Origin of the sequence: Confluentibacter flavum (assembly GCF_002843175.1) — a bacterium.
In the GTDB taxonomy this organism is placed as follows: Bacteria; Bacteroidota; Bacteroidia; order Flavobacteriales; family Flavobacteriaceae; genus Confluentibacter; species Confluentibacter flavum.
In genome coordinates, this window is the sequence record NZ_PJEO01000017.1 from 95,231 (window position 1) to 112,786 (window position 17,556).

General features: G+C 32.8%; 19 protein-coding genes. 2 read left to right on the forward strand and 17 right to left on the reverse strand.

Annotated features, from left to right (window positions below):
* Position 1 precedes the first annotated feature (1 nt).
* The 16 genes from dut to CSW08_RS06620 all read right to left on the reverse strand — a co-directional run bounded on the left by dut (position 2) and on the right by CSW08_RS06620 (position 14,121).
* Positions 2-436 carry a dUTP diphosphatase gene (dut, locus tag CSW08_RS06545; RefSeq protein ID WP_106659111.1) on the reverse strand — a complete coding sequence of 145 codons (435 nt, stop codon included), beginning with the start codon at positions 434-436 and terminating at the stop codon, positions 2-4.
* A 1-nt stretch (position 437) separates the two neighbouring features.
* Entirely contained in the window at positions 438-1,898 is a 1,461-nt protein-coding gene (locus CSW08_RS06550) for an oligosaccharide flippase family protein (RefSeq protein ID WP_106659112.1), read from the reverse strand.
* Between the two features lie 63 nt (positions 1,899-1,961).
* Positions 1,962-2,468 carry a hypothetical protein gene (locus tag CSW08_RS06555; protein ID WP_106659113.1) on the reverse strand — a complete coding sequence of 169 codons (507 nt, stop codon included), beginning with the start codon at positions 2,466-2,468 and terminating at the stop codon, positions 1,962-1,964.
* 220 nt (positions 2,469-2,688) lie between these two features.
* Entirely contained in the window at positions 2,689-3,549 is an 861-nt protein-coding gene (gene atpG / locus CSW08_RS06560; protein ID WP_106659114.1) for an ATP synthase F1 subunit gamma, read from the reverse strand.
* A 96-nt stretch (positions 3,550-3,645) separates the two neighbouring features.
* On the reverse strand, positions 3,646-5,226 hold the full coding sequence (atpA, locus tag CSW08_RS06565) for a F0F1 ATP synthase subunit alpha (RefSeq protein ID WP_106659115.1): 1,581 nt from the start codon (positions 5,224-5,226) through the stop codon (positions 3,646-3,648).
* Positions 5,227-5,284: 58 nt separating this feature from the next.
* Entirely contained in the window at positions 5,285-5,821 is a 537-nt protein-coding gene (gene atpH / locus CSW08_RS06570; protein WP_106659116.1) for an ATP synthase F1 subunit delta, read from the reverse strand.
* A gap of 5 nt (positions 5,822-5,826) precedes the next feature.
* On the reverse strand, positions 5,827-6,318 hold the full coding sequence (locus CSW08_RS06575; protein ID WP_106659117.1) for a F0F1 ATP synthase subunit B: 492 nt from the start codon (positions 6,316-6,318) through the stop codon (positions 5,827-5,829).
* Between the two features lie 80 nt (positions 6,319-6,398).
* Positions 6,399-6,599, reverse strand: coding sequence for an ATP synthase F0 subunit C (gene atpE, locus CSW08_RS06580; RefSeq protein ID WP_106659118.1), 201 nt, complete (start codon positions 6,597-6,599; stop codon positions 6,399-6,401).
* A gap of 38 nt (positions 6,600-6,637) precedes the next feature.
* On the reverse strand, positions 6,638-7,714 hold the full coding sequence (gene atpB, locus CSW08_RS06585; RefSeq protein ID WP_106659119.1) for a F0F1 ATP synthase subunit A: 1,077 nt from the start codon (positions 7,712-7,714) through the stop codon (positions 6,638-6,640).
* A 126-nt stretch (positions 7,715-7,840) separates the two neighbouring features.
* Positions 7,841-8,227: a DUF6168 family protein gene (locus tag CSW08_RS06590; RefSeq protein ID WP_106659120.1), complete on the reverse strand. Its 387-nt coding sequence runs from the start codon at positions 8,225-8,227 to the stop codon at positions 7,841-7,843.
* Entirely contained in the window at positions 8,224-8,454 is a 231-nt protein-coding gene (locus CSW08_RS06595) for an AtpZ/AtpI family protein (protein WP_106659121.1), read from the reverse strand. The genes CSW08_RS06590 and CSW08_RS06595 overlap by 4 nt, the downstream gene beginning before the upstream one ends.
* Positions 8,414-8,833, reverse strand: coding sequence for a bactofilin family protein (locus tag CSW08_RS06600; protein WP_106659122.1), 420 nt, complete (start codon positions 8,831-8,833; stop codon positions 8,414-8,416). Before CSW08_RS06600 ends, CSW08_RS06595 begins: the two co-directional genes overlap by 41 nt.
* A gap of 11 nt (positions 8,834-8,844) precedes the next feature.
* The gene (gene porW, locus CSW08_RS06605) at positions 8,845-11,406 is read right to left on the reverse strand and encodes a type IX secretion system periplasmic lipoprotein PorW/SprE (protein ID WP_106659123.1); all 2,562 of its coding nucleotides are present in this window, start codon (positions 11,404-11,406) and stop codon (positions 8,845-8,847) included.
* 118 nt (positions 11,407-11,524) lie between these two features.
* Positions 11,525-12,220, reverse strand: coding sequence for an ABC transporter ATP-binding protein (locus CSW08_RS06610; RefSeq protein WP_106659124.1), 696 nt, complete (start codon positions 12,218-12,220; stop codon positions 11,525-11,527).
* 12 nt (positions 12,221-12,232) lie between these two features.
* Positions 12,233-13,714 carry a DUF5687 family protein gene (locus CSW08_RS06615; RefSeq protein ID WP_317044923.1) on the reverse strand — a complete coding sequence of 494 codons (1,482 nt, stop codon included), beginning with the start codon at positions 13,712-13,714 and terminating at the stop codon, positions 12,233-12,235.
* Positions 13,715-13,719: 5 nt separating this feature from the next.
* Positions 13,720-14,121, reverse strand: coding sequence for a DUF2059 domain-containing protein (locus CSW08_RS06620; RefSeq protein WP_106659125.1), 402 nt, complete (start codon positions 14,119-14,121; stop codon positions 13,720-13,722).
* Positions 14,122-14,259: 138 nt separating this feature from the next.
* On the opposite strand from CSW08_RS06620, the gene CSW08_RS06625 reads away from it, so the two are divergent.
* The gene (locus CSW08_RS06625) at positions 14,260-15,315 is read left to right on the forward strand and encodes a ferredoxin--NADP reductase (RefSeq protein ID WP_106659126.1); all 1,056 of its coding nucleotides are present in this window, start codon (positions 14,260-14,262) and stop codon (positions 15,313-15,315) included.
* A gap of 159 nt (positions 15,316-15,474) precedes the next feature.
* Positions 15,475-16,428: an SMP-30/gluconolactonase/LRE family protein gene (locus CSW08_RS06630; RefSeq protein ID WP_238987211.1), complete on the forward strand. Its 954-nt coding sequence runs from the start codon at positions 15,475-15,477 to the stop codon at positions 16,426-16,428.
* A 20-nt stretch (positions 16,429-16,448) separates the two neighbouring features.
* On the opposite strand, the gene CSW08_RS06635 is transcribed toward CSW08_RS06630, so the two are convergent.
* Complete coding sequence (locus CSW08_RS06635) at positions 16,449-17,468, reverse strand: glycosyltransferase family 9 protein (RefSeq protein WP_238987212.1); 1,020 nt, start codon at positions 17,466-17,468, stop codon at positions 16,449-16,451.
* Positions 17,469-17,556: the final 88 nt, after the last annotated feature.

Here is a 17,556-nt window from a genome sequence, read left to right on the forward strand (position 1 = left end):
ATTATTTAACTCCCGTACTCCCAAATCCACCTTCTCCTCTTGATGTTTCTGAAAGTTCTTCTACGTCAATCCATTCAGCACGTTCGTGCTTTGCTATAACCAGTTGTGCGATACGTTCGCCATTTTCTATAATGAAATCCTCGTGCGATATATTCACTAAAATAACGCCAATCTCACCTCTATAATCGGCATCAACCGTGCCTGGTGCGTTTAAAACCGTAATGCCTTTTTTTGCTGCCAATCCGCTACGTGGGCGAACTTGTGCTTCAAAACCAATAGGTAACTCGATGAACAACCCTGTTTTTACAATGGTTCTTTCTAAGGGTTTTAACGTAATTGGTTCGGTTATATTGGCTCTTAAATCCATACCCGCTGAGGCTATAGTTTCATAGTTTGGTAAATTGTGACTGGATTTATTGATGATTTTGATGGTCATTTTAGCGTTTTAATAGTTGTTTTATTTGATTTTTTTCTGAAAGATAGACAATAGTCAAAAATACGATTAACAATGGAATTCCAACAAGATAATTTTCTCTAAAGACATAAAATGACAGGAAAGAAAACAAGATAGAAATAGATAAATACAAGCCGATTTTTTTCAAATCATAAGGAATTGGATAAAATTTTCTTCCAAAATAATAGGATAAAAACATCATCAAACCATAGGCAGAAAGCGTCGCAATGGCAGAACCTTTATAACTCATAATAGGAATTAACCAAAAATTTAAAGCCAAAGTTACTATGGCTCCAAAGACTGAAATGTAAGCACCAAACTTAGTACGGTCTGTGATTTTGTACCAAACTGATAAATTGTGATAAATTCCCAAACAGAAATTAGCCAACAAAATAATTGGAACAACCCACATAGCTTCATAATAGGCCTCACTTCTTATAACTATTGGTTTAATAATATCTGCAAAAACGACAACCGATAATAAAATGATAGACCCAAAAGCCACAAAAAAGTTTAAGATTTTTGCATAGTTGTTTTGAGGGTTTTCGCTTTTAGAGTGGCTGAAAAAGTAGGGCTCAATACCTAATCTATAAGCTGTGGCAAAAAGTGTCATGAACAACGCTAATTTATAGCACGCTGAGTACATTCCGATCTCGGTTTCTGCAATACTTTCTGGCAATAATTTGTCTAATAAAATACGGTCAAAAGTTTCATTAATGGAAAACGCAACACCAGCAATCAAAACTGGAATGGCATAACGCATCATTTGTTTCCAAACCACTTTATTGAAAACATACGTCATCTTTAAATAAAATGATAATACCATCAACAAAGTGATGCCGCTGGCTATAAGATTGGCAATAAATATATAATTGATTTCAAAATTCTCTTTGTAAATACTTCCAAAAAACGAATGCTCTTGAGCCAAATCTTTTAATGCTAAAAGAAAAAACAAATTAAGTCCCAAATTGATGGTAACATTCAAAATTTTAATCACCGCATAACGCATTGGTCGTTGTATAGCTCGTAACCAAGCAAATGGAATAATAACTAAAGCGTCCAACAATAATATCCAAATAACTAAATAGATGTATTCAACTTTAATATCTATGAAAGCAGCTATTTGATTTTGAAATAGTAATGCTAAGGCAAAAAATCCGAAAGAAGATATTAAAAGTGAAATTGTAGAAGTACCAATTACTTGGCTTTTGGCATTTTCTTTATTAAAAAAACGAAAAAAAGCCGTTTCCATTCCGTAAGCTAAAATGACATTAAAAATAACAAAGTATGAAAAAATAATATTGACTTTACCATATTCGGCAACCGATGAAAGCACCCCTTCAGTTGTATAAAGCGGTACCAACAAAAAGCTAAGCATTCGTGGAAGCACCGTTGCTAAACCATAAATAGCTGTTTGCTTAAAAAGAGATTTTAATCCGCTCAAAAGTGAAAGTATTTGTAGCGATAAAAATACAGTATTATAAATCGATTTGCAACGATTGGCTTATTAGTTATTATTTGGTGTGATTGGGTGGTTAATCGCTTCTTTTTTGATGATGTTTTTAATTTTGAAATACTTAATAATCCCGTCTTCTTGGTAACTCACAATACATTCATTATCCTTTAGTTCAAATGGTATTTTTTCTGGAATCTTTGGGACCTTATTGCCATATTCGGCATACGGGGCATTGCTCATAATAATATCTTGTTTTCGATTTGATTTAATTTTAAAACGGCCAACAGCCATTGACGCGGTTTCTAATTCAAGCTTTGTTTTTTTGCCTTGAAAATAGATGCTATCCAATGTTATATTATTTGGAATTGAAACAATGTTTATAAAAATATTCACTCCTGATGACCCTTCATTTATTCCAGAATTCCATGCTTGATAATATACGTCGCCAATTTTAAAAGGTGTTTCTTTTTGAAGTTTTTGTGCACTTGAACATTGAGAAAAGGTTACCATAAAGAGGGTCATTAATAGTAAAGCCGCTAATTTTTTTAATGTTTTCATATGTGTTGAATTATTAAAGATATCCGTTTCAAAAGTAATGCCATAAAAAAACCTCACTTAAAAAGTGAGGTTTGATATTTTGGTGAGATACTGAAACAAGTTCAGTATGACAATTATTAATTTAAAGCTTCAGCCTTTTTTAAAATTTGACATCGCAAAAGCTCTGTCTAATTGTTTAAAGCTTCCTTCTTTTTAAAATTTGACTCCGCAAAAGCTCCGTCTAATTGTTTAAAGCTTCCGCTCCACCAACAATTTCTAAAATCTCGTTAGTAATTGCGGCTTGACGTGCTTTGTTGTATGTTAATTTCAATTGATTCCTTAATTCTGTTGCATTATCTGTTGCTTTATGCATTGCGGTCATACGAGCGCCGTGTTCGCTTGCAAAAGAATCTCTAACCCCTTTATACAATTGTGTTTTTAAAGACTTTGGAATTAATTGCTCAACGATTTCCACTTTTGAAGGTTCAAAAATATAATCAGAATTATTACTAGCGCTTCCTTCAACAGGAACAATAGGTAAAAATTGTTCTGTTGTTACTATTTGTGTTGCGGCATTTTTAAACTTATTGTAAACGATATCAATTTTATCAAACTCGCCAGCAACAAATTTATCCATTAACATTTGAGCAATTTCTGCGACATTGTCAAAAGTTAAATCATCAAAAACACGACTCTCGTTAGCAATAACTTTATTTGTTTTCTTGAATGCATCATTAGCTTTTTTACCAATTGCTATATAAGACACATTTTGGTTGGCATAGGTTAATTTTGTTAATCTATTAACCTCTTTTATAATATTGGAATTAAAAGCCCCACACAAGCCTCTATTAGACGTGATTGCAACGATTAAAACCTTTTTTACCTCTCGCTGCGTAGAAAATTTACTTCCAGAATCTTCATCTAAAGTTGCACTTAAACTTTGTAAAAGTTCGGTTAACTTATCTGCATAAGGACGCATTGCCGTAATAGCATCTTGCGCCTTTTTTAACTTTGCAGCCGATACCATTTTCATGGCACTGGTAATCTGCATGGTTGAAGACACCGATGTTATTCTGTTACGTATTTCTTTTAGATTCGCCATTTTCCTCTCCTAACCTCTCCAAAAGGAGAGGGATTGATTAGTTAATAAAATTAATATTCGTTCCTATTTCTCCCCTTTGGGGAGATTAAGAGGGGATTACGCTCTATATTTACTAGATAAATCCTTTGCTACAGCTGTTAATGTATCTGTAACCTCATCGGTTAATTTACCTGCTTTTAAATCGGCTAATACATTGCTGTGTTTCGCTCTTAAGAATTCTAAATAATCTATTTCAAATTCTTTTACTTTTTCAACAGGTACATCTCTTAACAAGTTTTTAGATCCTGCATAGATGATAGCTACTTGATCTTCTACTTTAAATGGATCGTTCTGAGCTTGTTTTAAAATCTCCACATTACGTTTGCCTTTCTCAATAACGTTTAACGTAACGGCATCTAAATCTGATCCAAACTTAGCAAACGCTTCTAGTTCGCGATATTGCGCTTGATCTAATTTTAAAGTACCAGCTACTTTTTTCATGGATTTAATCTGTGCGTTACCACCCACACGAGATACCGAAATACCCACGTTAATTGCTGGACGTACACCAGAGTTAAATAAATCCCCATCCAAGAAAATCTGTCCATCTGTAATCGAAATTACGTTTGTTGGGATATATGCCGAAACGTCTCCTGCTTGTGTTTCAATAATTGGCAATGCCGTTAATGAACCACCTCCTTTGACGATAGGTTTTAAGTTATCCGGTAAGTCATTCATATTCTTAGCGATATCATCATTATTGATGATTTTTGCAGCACGCTCCAATAAACGAGAGTGTAAATAGAAAACATCTCCAGGATACGCCTCACGTCCTGGTGGACGACGTAATAATAAGGATACCTCACGGTAAGCTACGGCTTGTTTCGATAAATCATCATAGATGATTAAAGCTGGACGACCTGTATCTCTAAAATATTCACCGATAGATGCTCCTGAAAATGGCGCATATACTTGCATCGCTGCAGGATCTGAAGCATTAGCAGCTACAATAGTTGTATATGCCAAAGCACCTTTTTCTTCTAATGTTTTTGCAATTAAAGCTACTGTTGAGGCTTTTTGTCCAACAGCAACATAGATACAATATACAGGATTTCCTGCATCATAAAATTCTTTTTGATTTAAGATGGTATCTATACAAACCGCTGTTTTACCCGTTTGACGGTCGCCAATAACCAACTCACGTTGTCCACGACCAACAGGGATCATCGCATCGATAGATTTAATACCAGTTTGCAATGGTTCAGTTACTGGTTCACGGAAAATAACTCCAGGTGCTTTACGCTCTAAAGGCATTTCATAAGTTTTGCCAGAAATAGGACCTTTCCCATCGATTGGATTACCTAAGGTATCTACAACACGTCCAACAATACCTTCCCCAACTTTAATAGAAGCAATACGAGATGTACGTTTTACTATAGACCCTTCTTTAATACCTATTGAAGGTCCTAATAATACAATACCAACATTATCTTCTTCAAGATTTAGTACAATACCTTCTAAGCCGCCTTCAAATTCAACTAACTCTCCATATTGAGCATTAGCCAATCCGTAAGCACGTACAATACCATCACCTACGGTTAATACAGTTCCTACTTCATCTAATGAAGCACTTGCTTCAAAACCTGATAGTTGCTTTTTTAAGATTGCTGATATTTCAGCTGGTTTTACTTCTGCCATCTTTTTTAGTATTTAGATCTTAGACGCTAGATGTTAGACATCTTCGTTTAACCCTTTTTTAATTTAATATAAACTCTCTTTTTAATTTACTTAGTTGATTTGTAATACTCGCATTATACTGAATATCACCTATACGCAAAATAAACCCACCAATAATGCTTTCATCGATTACGTTTTCAACCTCAATATCTTTCCCTGTTAGCTCTTTAGCTTTTGCTAACACTTTCTTTTTTAAATCATCTGTTAAAGCAACCGCAGTAGTTACTGTAGCTAGTTCTATACCTTTAGATTCATCAAATAACTGATTGTATTTTTGTGCAACATCACTTAAAATATCAATCCTGTTATTACTTATTAAAGTATCTATTAAGTTTAATATAGACTTACTGGAATTTTTAAAAACCTCTAATAAAATAGATTTTTTTATGGATGAACTTACCACAGGACTTTTAAACACATCGCTTAAATCTTTACTTTGTGAAATAGTTTTGGCAATAAGTTTCATCTCAGCATTTACAACATCAGCTGTTTTTTCATCTGAAGCTAAACTTAAAACTGCTTTTGCATAACGTATTGCTGCTCTTGCTCCTGCCATGATTCTTAATTAAATTTTGTTTCACCCAACATCGACTCAACCAATTTTAGTTGTTTATCGTTACTAGATAATTCTGCACGCATTACTTTCTCAGCAATTTCTATAGATAAGTTAGCCACCTGAGATTTCAACTCAGCAATAGCAGCTTTCTTTTCGCTTTCAATAGCTGCTTGAGCTTGTTCTATTATTTTATTAGCTTGATCTTGAGCTTCGCCTTTGGCGTCTTCAATCATTTTCACTTTTATGTCTCTAGCCTCTTTAAACATGGATTCTCTTTCCAATCTTGCCTCTTGCAATAACTTTTGGTTATCTGCTTGAAGATTTTGCATTTCTAATTTTGCTTTTTCAGCAGATTTTAATGCATTATTAATAGATTCCTCTCTGCTTTTAACAGCTACCAAAATGGGCTTCCAAGCAAACTTTTTTAATAAGAAAAAGAATATTACGAATATTATCGTAGTCCAAAAAATCAAACTTTCTGGTGCAGTAAAGTTCATATCTAATTTATTTAATTATTTTTATTTAAAGTTTTCCCAAAACCAACCGTTTTGGGAAAACTTAGTCTCTATTTCAAAAATTATTTTGCAATTAAAGCAACTACGACTGCAAAAAGTGCAACACCTTCAATAAGTGCCGCAGCAATAATCATTGCAGTTTGAATTTTTGAAGTAGCTTCTGGTTGACGCGCAATAGCATCCATCGCAGATCCACCAATTCTTCCAATACCGATTCCTGCTCCAATTGCAGCTAATCCAGCACCGATTCCAGCTAATACCATAGTAATAAATTTATTTAGTTAATAATTAAAAACTCAAATTAATGATGGTCATGCTCTGCTACGGCCTGACCAATAAATAATGCTGACAACAATGTAAATACATATGCTTGTAAAGCAGCAACTAACATCTCTAATATACTCATAAATAAAACGAATGCTCCAGAAACTGGTGCAATAAAAACGCTTTTAAATATAAAAATAAGAGAAATTAAACTCAGAATAATAATATGACCCGCAGTAATGTTCGCAAATAAACGTATCATTAATGCAAATGGCTTGGTGAAAATTCCAATAATTTCAATTGGAACCATGATAGGATATAATGCTTTTGGTACTGGTGGCGTTAAAATATGCTTCCAGTAATCTTTATTTCCATTAAAAGACGTAATGAAAAATGTGATAAAAGACAAAACAAATGTAAAAAAAATATTTCCTGTTAAGTTTGAACTGAATGGAAAAAATGGTATTAACCCAATTAAGTTGTTAATCCATATAAAGAAAAATATGGTTAATAAATAAGGCATATATTTGGCATATTTTTTCTCTCCAATATTTGGAATAGCAATATCGTCTCTCACAAAAGTGACTAACGGCTCCATAAAGCCAGCTAACCCTTTGGGTGCTTGTTTATTATTCTTATAAGAACGAGCAACTGCTGTAAATAATAAAAATAATATTAGAGCAGACATTAACATTGAAAACACTAATTTTGTTATAGAGAAATCTAAAGGTCGTGCTTCAAAGTTGAATGCTCCTTTATCCTCTTCACTAAGTGTTTCGTATTTATCTGCATAATAAATAACTTCGTTATGTCTAACAAATTCTTGACCGTTAACTTCTACAACGTGCTCACCAGAATTATCATGATGAAATTTTGAAGATGAAAAAACAGTTAATCCGTTCTCTGTCCATAAAATTACTGGAAGATATAAAGAGATGGGGTGACCGTGCCAATCTGCAATATGAAATTCGTGAGAATCGCCAATGTGATCGTTAATTAATTCGCTTGCGTTGAATTCTTTATTTTCACCACCATCTGATGCTATTGCAAAAAACGGAAGCATAACAAAAATTAATATTGCGATTAATTTGATAGATTTTTTTGCTATCACCATACCTTTTTTAATAAAAATTTATCGTCTTAAAATTTCGGTGCAAATGTACAGTTTTAATTAATATTTTAAAGTTTTTACCATAAAAAAAGTTTGGTGTTTAAAAATACTCATCTTTAGATAAAAAAACTATTTGTGGTTAAGCATTTTCACAGTAAATACTGTTTCTAATAACAAGTATAAAAAATAAGGAATAAAAAAAGTAATAATATCGTTTAAAACCGATTTTTCCTTATTAAGAATGAGAGGCAAGAGAAATATAATGGCTGCTATCATCTTTAATATACTACAAGCCATAAATGCAAAACCAGTTTTATCTGAAAAAGTTTTTTGAACAAAAACAATAAAAAGGTAAATAAATAAAGTTGCAGAAAAATGAAAAACATAAATACTCCAAGTACTAAAGAAGAAAGTTTTTGTCTGTTTTAAATGCTCTACAGCAAAATATTGAAGGGTAAATAAAAGAAGGGTAAAAGTTATTAAAACAACTAAGAAAGGTTTTAAATTTTTATTCATTTATTCATATTTGTTACTTGCTTAATCACAAAATACATTGCAAGCGCAACACCTAACAGTGAAAAAATCAAAGTGTAAGCACTAAAGTTGTTAGGAAATTTTCCATCAAGCCAAACTCCAAAGAAAGCAAAAAGACATATAATTGCAATCATTTGAAATGCAATGCCGGAAAATTTAACATAATTATTAAGCTGTTTTCCCGGTTTCTTGTTGTCGTTGTTGCTCACTTTTATTCATTTCTTTTACGGTGCCTTTCATGATACACGTTACATTAAAAGCGGCTCCTGGCTCTACAGCCAATTTACCTGCAACAACTTCGCCTTCTATATGTGCCGATGCTTTTAAAGTTAATGTGCCTGAAAGTGCTAACTTACCCGAAAATTTACCTTCAAAATAAGCATCTGTGCCTTGCAGTGTCCCTTTAATGACACCCGATTTACCAACAACAACTTTTCCCGTTGTTTTTATATTGCCTTCAATGGTGCCGTCTATTCTAAAATCGCCCTCACTATTAAAATCGCCCACAATTTTTGTGCCTAGCGAAATAATGTTTTGATTTGATGTGTTTTCTACCATTTGTCTTTCTTTTTTATTATCAGAGAACATACTATTATTATTTAATTATTGCCAATATTTAAATACATATCTAAATTCTTATGAATTTGAATGATTTGATAATTTGCAGATGATATTGCAAAGTAGGGTTCCTTAATTTTTTGTTTATCTTCTTTAGTTAATAATTGGTCGAAGGTTTTTGCTATTTGTTCATTTTTTAAACCATGAATAATAACAAATGTGGTGTCTTTATTATAAACATCTTTTGATGAACTTAATTTATAATACTTTAAGTTGTTTAATATCGTGTCTAATGTTCCTTTGAAACTTTCAATATTTTCTTTTTTAGAATTATCGAAGCTAAAAACCACTTTAAAGTTATCGTCGGGAGAATCTGGCACAAAATCTTTGCTCAAAATTTTAGGCAATACTTGTCCTTCAATATCTTGAGCCTGTTTACCTTCGGCTGTATTGGCGTAGGTAATAGCAATATAATTAATACCTTTGGCGTAGGCCTCATAACCATACAAACGTCCTGACGCTGTTGTTTTTAACAATTCCAATTTAGGCACGATGGGTTCACCATCAAACATAGTAATATACTCCTCGGTTTTAGAGATTACCTCTTCATACTCTTGGTTTTCAAGTTTCGCATACAATGCTTCATATAAACTTTCCGGGCTATTTTCGTCCTTGGCAGAAGCAAGTTCCGGATTGCTCAAAATAGTCGCATATCTTGATTCTGGATAATTTGAAATAATATCGTTTTTCGCAATATTGGCTTCATCATTTTCGCCTAAAGCTTCATAAATCTTATAGAGGTTGTATTTAGAAGGCAATATCAATCGCTCTTCTGGGTTGCTTTCAAGTAAATTCTGGAATTTGTCTTTAGCCAATTCGTACTCCTGGAATTTTTCTTTATAAATCAATCCTAATTGATAGTATGCATAATTGCGTTCTCTAGAAATACTATCAATGTCTTTTTCTTCAGAAGAAATTTTAGACATGTAATATTGGGGGTCAAATAATTCGGTTTCGGTAGCTGAAGCCAAGGCATTCTTACCCAAAACATCTGTAATGGTGTTTGATGTATTTTTAACGCCCCATCGCCAATCGTCTTCTAATGTTCTATCTCCCCAAATTTTAATAAACTCGTTTTTACCATAGGCTACAGTGGTTGGGTTATAAAAATAGAATGAAGCCGCTTGGTTTGGTGTGCCTCCTAATCTTGAGGGTGGTGTTACATTTCCTGGGTTATTGTTTACGGTTACAAGACCTTGGTTTCTTGTTTGGGCTTCTTGTTTTTCCTTTTGCTTTTCTGTTTGAATTTTAAGTTGCTCTACAAACGTTTCAAAGTAAGCCAACCTCTCGGATTCTGGTAAATTAACAATTTTCAAAATACTATCATTCGTTTGGGCTATACCTTCATAATATATAACATCTTGAAGATTATCCCTTTTTCGCTGAATGGTTCTATATTCTTTAGAGTTTTCTGCCAATTTAGTCATCGTGCTATCGAAATAGTTGCCGGCATCTCTGTAAAGTGATTTATCAAAATTCATGTTACCAAGAATTTCATAATTACGAGCCATTAAAATATCATCTCGCGAATTTGTTCGTAACGACTTATTATAGTATTCTTTGGATAATATTTCTGAATTAGTTTTAAGATAAAACTCTGCAATCTGATGATATATTTTATCTAGAAACGGGCGGTTCTCTCTGTTTTCTTCAAGATCTGTTAAAAATTCCAATAACTCAATTTTATTGCCATTTTCGTAATCGAAATTCTTTATTTTTTCTATTTCGGCACTAATAAGATAGATACGGGGAATTTTTCGGTTTAATTTGACCACCTTATCAAAGGCATAAACAGCGCTGTCTTTATAACCTAACGAGTTGTAAAGTTGCCCTTGAATAAAACGATAACGCCCTTGTTCTTCATTTTTTTTTGTGGCATTTGCGGCAATTTCTAATTTTGTAATCGCACTGTCAATTGATTTTCTATTAATATAAGCCTGAGCTAAAATAGATGTGGCGTCTGCTAAATCTTGACCTTCTAAAACTTCTTGTGTTAATAACCGCTTTAGGTTTTTAATAGCCAGCTCATCATTTTCCAAACGGATATTGGTTTTTTCTCTCCAGATTTTAGCCTGATTAATTTTATCGCTGGCGGGGTATTTATATAATATGTAGTTAAACGCCTCAAGTGCTGGAACAAAACGTTGGTCAAAATACCTGGCCTTTCCTAATAATAAATACGCTTCATCGATTTGTGGATTTTTCTCTTTGCCTTCAATATCCATTCCATGCATTTGAATGGCCTTAACTGCCTTTTCCTCTGCACGGGAAAAAGATTCGTTTTGAGATTGCCCAGGCAGTATAATGTCCTCAAAGACTTCCATGCGCTCAATAGGTAATATCTCCCAATAATTATCGAAATAACTTTCGTTTAAATTATTGCGTCCTTCTTCCAAAGCATTATAGCCATTATAAAGTGCATTGTATTCTGCCGTTACTGCATGAAAATTGCGGCTAATGAATTTGTCTTTTTTTCTTGAACAACCTGTTACTAGAAAAATGGAGCAGCCTATAACTGTTATTAGTTTAAAAAATGTTTTCAATACCCTTGTTGCTAGTCAAAATAAATAACTACAAACTAGTGTTTATAGTATGTACTTGGGTAAAAATAAACATCTTTTTTGATTAACTTCTAAAATCAAACAATTTTTAGACGAGTTGTTAATTGGTAAAATGGGCTTCCAATTCCTTTAAAGTGGCTTTGTTTGTTGCTAGGTCTTTGACTATTTCGCCTTTTTCCAATACAACAATTCGTTCGCAAACATCTGTAATATGCATTAAATCATGACTAGAAATTAAAACTGTTACCCCTTTTTTCTCAGCTAAATCCTTAATAATGCCTTTCAGCCTTATTTGTGTGGTGGGATCTAAATTTGCAAAAGGTTCATCTAAAACGATGACTTCAGGATTTCCTATTAATGCCGCCACGATACCAACTTTTTTTTGATTTCCCTTACTTAAATCTCGCAGATATTTTTTTTGTTTTAAAATCTCCCCATGAAAAAAATCCTCAAATTGTGATAACAAAGCACCAACATCTGCTTTGTTTTGGTTTCGAAGCTCACCTATAAAATAAAAATACTCCTCGGCGGTTAAATAGCCAATTAAAAAGCTTTCATCAATAAAAGCAGATGTAAAAGGTTTCCATTCTTCACTTTCATTTACTTGGATATTATTGGTTTTTATAAACCCTGTTGTTGGTTGAATTAAATCTAAAAGCAAACTAAAATAAGTGGTTTTACCAGCTCCATTGTTTCCAACTAAGCCAAAACTTTGTCCTTTAGGAATGTCTAGCGATTCGATATTTAAAACTAAATTGTTATTGTATTTTTTTGAAAGATTAGATGTTGTTATCATTTTTGCAATGTGTTATTTGTTTTCATCGAAAGCATTAATCATTTTATATTTTGACTCTAAATATTTTGCAGTAATAACTCTCATTAATTTTTGATGCAGCACAATACCTGCAACTCCAAAGACAGCTATTATTAAACACGCCACCTCAAACCCAACTAGAAAGTAAAAGAGCGCAAATAAGCCCATTGGAAGAATTAACAAAGGTATCCCAATAAGCCATTGTACCGCTCCAGTACCTTGATAATTAAATGCAGCTTTTTGGCTTAAATCAATTTTCTTTCTGTTAAATGAGCCTCCATACAAAATAACATGTGTATTGACACCTACATTGTATATAGCCGCAGCAAAATGTGCCAATAAAATTTTCCATCCAAAAAACACATATGGAATGCCCAGTACAAAAAGTATAATCACACTTACGGACATTAGAGTAAATTTTGATTTTAAATATTGCTCGTACTTAATATTTTGACTCATTAGCAATTTATAATAACCGCTATCCCAAGCAGGAATAAATTGACCAAAGTTTATTAAAAAAATTCCCGTTGAAAAAACACCTATAAATACAAAAAACCATGGTAAATTTTGATAAGTTGGTTGTGGATAAAAAAACAACCCATAAAGCAGCCCTAAAGCCAGCATCCAAACCGAGGATTTTGTTCGTTTGTTACGCCAAATAAGTTTTAAATCCAATTTCATAAAAGGAGCAATGTCACCAAAGTTTTTTGTCCATTCTAAATTAGATGCATTTACCTCTTTAATTTTTGTTTTTAAGCCGCTGTCTAAAAATAATTTTTGTCTTAATAATTTAAAATTAAACCAATACAATATACCAAGTATAATCAATAGGGTTAAATTGAGTAATGGCGCGTTGTAAATAGCATTAAACCCGTTGGATATGATTTCATTAAAAGAAATAATATTAAAATGATTTAAGGCATACAAACCTCCTGTTAATAAAACAATCGGAAGAATCGATAATTCGGTTTCGGCAGAGAAACTTTCAATAATAAAATTTAAAAAATTAATTATTAGCGTTACTAAAACCAACCCTATCATCCATCCTAAAACTGCACTAGTAGGATAATCTTTAACTATTAATGTAATACCAAAAGGCACAATTGCAAAAAGTGGTAAAAAATTAAAAAACGATAAAGCGGATTTTCCTAAAACGAAGTTTACAATATCCCTTCTTTTAATTGGTAATTGTAAAAGTGGTTTCACACTCATTACTGGAAGCTTTTGAAAGAAAAACCTAAAAATTAAATCAGCTAAAATCCAATAAAAAAGTACGCTATTAACAATTAGCAAGGGGTCTTTATTTGGAAATGTCTTTTTAAGACCAGGATATAAAAGCAATCCCATTCCTAAAAAAAGTATTATAAAATAGAGCGCTATAAATCCCATAAATATTTTAATGCCTAAGCTTTTCCCAAAACTAGCAGACCTTAAAAACGACTTCCACTCTAAACTTAAAAAATGCTTTACCATCATTTTGGCTAGTTATATTTTTGGGCGATTCCTTGCAATTCCATTCCCCATGATTGTCCAAGTACCATGCCTCTTTGAGTTAAGCTTAATTGTTTTTCTGCAAGTTTTTTTCCTAAATCCGTATTGTAAAAAGCAACTAATTCTTTTATTTCATCTTGAGTAAACTCAGACATGTATAAATCTGCTAATTTATCGTATAGTCCATTTAAAGTAGCGATGGCTTCTTTTTGATAAGCTTCTTTATTGGCTTCAGACACCATTGCGCCTATTTGAGAAATGGCATTATCAAAAGCGGCTCCAGAACCCGTTAATTTAATAAACTCAATGGTTTCTTTTTTAAATTCAGAAGTGTCTTGGGCTTGAGTTAAAACAGGAGCAAATAAGAATAATAATAGTAATACTTTTTTCATTATTTTGGGCTTTTTAAAGGTTAGTGATTTCGTTTATGAATTAGATTTCTTTTTATTAGTAAAAATTTTGCCGTAATTGTTACAATCAAAATTTAAATTTACAAATCTACTTCCCTACTTTTGCAAAAAACATAATAAATGTCGTCATTTCACAAACTCATAGTAAAAAATATCAATAAGGAAGCCAATAAAGCCATTAGCGTTGTTTTTGACGTTCCTGAAAACTTGAAATTGTCTTTTCAATTTAAAGCTGGACAGTACATTACCATTAAAAAAGATATTAATGGTAATGAATTAAGACGCGATTATTCCATTTGCTCTTCACCTAAAAGTAATGAGTTAAAAGTGGCTATAAAAGAAGTGAAAGATGGCACATTTTCTTCTTTTGCAAATAATGAATTAAAAGTGGGCGATGTTTTAGATGTCGCTATTCCCAAAGGCCGTTTTGTATTTGAACCAAATGATAATAAAACTAAAAACCTTGCTGCTTTTGCTGCTGGCAGTGGCATTACACCTGTTTTAAGTATTATAAAATGTGCTTTAGAGGAAGAAATACATAGTAAGGTTATTCTCGTCTATGGGAATAAAACCACTGAAGACACCATGTTTTTAAATGAGTTATTAGAACTTCAACACCAATATAAAGATAGATTTTCAATTCAATTTGTGTTTAGCCAAGCACAAGAAGATAATGCTCTTTTTGGCAGAATTGAAAAAAGTACGGTAAATCTTGTGGTTAAAAACAAATACAAACATATTGATATTGATGCTTTTTATTTGTGCGGACCAGAAACCATGATTCACACTGTAAAAGATGTTTTGACCGAGCATGGAATTACTTCAGATAAAATCCATTTTGAACTTTTTAAAGCTGCAAAAGTGGCCGACATTATCGAAGAAACCACAATAACTGGTAAAACAAAAGCCACTATTATTGTGGACGATGAGGAAACAACCATTGAAATGTCTCAAAAACAAACCATTTTAGAAGCTGCTTTAGATGAAGATATAGATGCGCCCTACTCATGCCAAGGAGGTATTTGTAGTAGCTGTTTAGCCCGTTTAAAAGAAGGTGAAGTGATTATGAGGCAAAACAATATTTTAACCGAAAACGAAGTTGCTCAAGGTCTTATTTTAACGTGTCAAGCGCAACCTACAACACCAACAGTTGTTGTTGATTATGATGATATATAATACTACTGCCATTTTTGCTTAAAATTTTTAATTACATTTAATCCTTTTTTGATGGAGTTTGGTAATCAGAAATTTTTTAAAATTATGCAAAAATCTTTAATAGCCCTTATCACAATAGCCCTTTTGTGCAGTAATTGCAAACACGCTAAATCCTCTAAAATGGAAATTGATGAAAATACTTCATCTAAATTTCGAATTGAAATTTTAAACGACGAGGCCTTAAAAATTATTGACTCAAATACCACAGTTAAAGTTTTGGCAAGTGGGTTTACTTGGACCGAAGGCCCCTTATGGGTTGAAAATGGCGATTTTTTGCTTTTCTCTGATATCCCCAAGAATAAAGTGTACAAATTATTTGATAATGATACCATCACTTATTTACACCCTTCTGGGAGTTTTGATGAAGATTTTAAAGGAAGTGAACCAGGCTCCAATGGTTTACTGCTTAACGACCAAGGTGAATTGGTTTTACTTCAACATGGTGAAAGGAAAGTGGTAAAAATGGATGCCCCTTTGAATAACCCAAAACCTGAATACACAACTATAGTTGACAATTACCAAGGTAAAAAACTCAATAGCCCCAATGATGCAGTATATGACACTTATGGAAACCTATATTTTACAGACCCACCTTATGGGTTACCCAACTTATTAAAGGACTCGGGCAAAGAGTTAGATTTTCAAGGTGTTTATTGTTTACTAACCTCGGGCGATTTAATACTTTTAGATAAAGATATTGAGTTCCCAAATGGCATTGGTATTTCAAAAGATGGCAAATCACTTTACGTGAGCCAATCTAATCCCCTAAAAGCTGTATGGTATAAATATGCTATTATTACCCCTGGAAAAGTACAAAACAAACAGTTGTTTTATGACGTCACTTCCTTTATTGATAAAGAAGGATACCTTGGCTTGCCCGATGGGCTGAAAATTAATAAAAAGGATGTTGTTTTTGCTTCCGGCCCTGGAGGTATTTGGATTTTTAATCCCGAAGGTATTTTGTTGGCACAAATATTTACCGGCGAAAGAACGTCCAACTGTGCTTTTGGGTTGGATGAAAAAAAATTATTTATCACCGCAGACGATTATGTGCTCTCTGTAGATTTAAAATAACTCTAATTTTCACTCACTGATCAGCCTACTATTGATTCTATTTTTTCAATAATGGTTTTCGGTGAAATACTACCAGCGGCGTTTTCGTAACCTTGTGGATATTTATTCCCATAAACCGATGTTGGAATTTTAGGATATTGGTTTCTATCTGCCGTTAACGCATAATCTTCTGGTTGATTAAATGGCGCAAACCCAGCAAATGGATGTGTAACCCCCCAAATAGTAACCACTTTTACACCCAACATAGCGGCTAAATGACCGTTTCCAGAATCCATAGACAACATGATACTAAGATTTGAAATCACATCTAATTCTTCATCAAGGGTGAATTTACCTGATATATTCATTACACTTTCGAATTCATATTCAAAATGGTTTAAAATACTCGTTTCCTTGGTTCCTCCTCCAAATAAAATAATTGTATAATCTTTTGAAAGTGACTCAATAATCTCTTTCATTAAATCTAAAGGATACATTTTACTTTCGTAGGCTGCAAAAGGAGCGATTCCAATCCATTTCGTTGTTTTATTTCCTAATGCTTCTGAAACTTTTGAGCTTAATTTTTTAGGCTTTGGAAATGACGGATTGCTTAAATCTAAGCTGAATCCTAGTTTAATAAAAACCTCAGCATAGCGTTGATGGGTTGATTTTAATTGTTGAAATCGCTCCCCAGAAATCAATGCTTTTTTTTCTGTTCTACCTTTATCAATTTGAACGAATGGTTTTCCGAAAAAAAAGAATTTTAAGATATTGCTTCGTAATACATTATGTAAATCGGCTACGGCATTAATCCCTAACACTTTTAATTCTTTAGAAAGTTTAAAAAGTCCGAAAACGCCATTATGTTTACCGTTAATGGCAAAAGAAAATAGAGACACATTTGGTAAATCCCTAAAAAAAGGAAAGAAAAATTGACGTGTTAAAACAGTGATTTTAAGTTGCGGATTTTGTTCTATCAAGGCACGTAACACAGGTACCGTCATAGCCACATCGCCCATAGATGAAAGACGAATAACCAATATGTGCTTTGAGTTGGACATTTTAAATTATAAGGATGAGATTCCTGCCTTACTCATTGATTCATATTTAAAATTATTGTATTCGTGAATCTCCGATTTCGCAGGAATT

Excerpts from the sequence above, each read along its gene's own strand:
- dut (WP_106659111.1), bottom strand. The coding sequence starts at position 436 with ATGACCATCAAAATCATCAATAAATCCAGTCACAATTTACCAAACTAT.
- CSW08_RS06555 (WP_106659113.1), bottom strand. The coding sequence starts at position 2,468 with ATGAAAACATTAAAAAAATTAGCGGCTTTACTATTAATGACCCTCTTT.
- atpG (WP_106659114.1), bottom strand. The coding sequence starts at position 3,549 with ATGGCGAATCTAAAAGAAATACGTAACAGAATAACATCGGTGTCTTCA.
- atpA (WP_106659115.1), bottom strand. The coding sequence starts at position 5,226 with ATGGCAGAAGTAAAACCAGCTGAAATATCAGCAATCTTAAAAAAGCAA.
- atpH (WP_106659116.1), bottom strand. The coding sequence starts at position 5,821 with ATGGCAGGAGCAAGAGCAGCAATACGTTATGCAAAAGCAGTTTTAAGT.
- CSW08_RS06575 (WP_106659117.1), bottom strand. The coding sequence starts at position 6,318 with ATGAACTTTACTGCACCAGAAAGTTTGATTTTTTGGACTACGATAATA.
- atpE (WP_106659118.1), bottom strand. The coding sequence starts at position 6,599 with ATGGTATTAGCTGGAATCGGTGCTGGATTAGCTGCAATTGGAGCAGGA.
- atpB (WP_106659119.1), bottom strand. The coding sequence starts at position 7,714 with ATGGTGATAGCAAAAAAATCTATCAAATTAATCGCAATATTAATTTTT.
- CSW08_RS06590 (WP_106659120.1), bottom strand. The coding sequence starts at position 8,227 with ATGAATAAAAATTTAAAACCTTTCTTAGTTGTTTTAATAACTTTTACC.
- CSW08_RS06600 (WP_106659122.1), bottom strand. The coding sequence starts at position 8,833 with ATGTTCTCTGATAATAAAAAAGAAAGACAAATGGTAGAAAACACATCA.
- CSW08_RS06610 (WP_106659124.1), bottom strand. The coding sequence starts at position 12,220 with ATGATAACAACATCTAATCTTTCAAAAAAATACAATAACAATTTAGTT.
- CSW08_RS06615 (WP_317044923.1), bottom strand. The coding sequence starts at position 13,714 with ATGATGGTAAAGCATTTTTTAAGTTTAGAGTGGAAGTCGTTTTTAAGG.
- CSW08_RS06620 (WP_106659125.1), bottom strand. The coding sequence starts at position 14,121 with ATGAAAAAAGTATTACTATTATTATTCTTATTTGCTCCTGTTTTAACT.
- CSW08_RS06625 (WP_106659126.1), top strand. The coding sequence starts at position 14,260 with ATGTCGTCATTTCACAAACTCATAGTAAAAAATATCAATAAGGAAGCC.
- CSW08_RS06630 (WP_238987211.1), top strand. The coding sequence starts at position 15,475 with ATGGAAATTGATGAAAATACTTCATCTAAATTTCGAATTGAAATTTTA.
- CSW08_RS06635 (WP_238987212.1), bottom strand. The coding sequence starts at position 17,468 with ATGTCCAACTCAAAGCACATATTGGTTATTCGTCTTTCATCTATGGGC.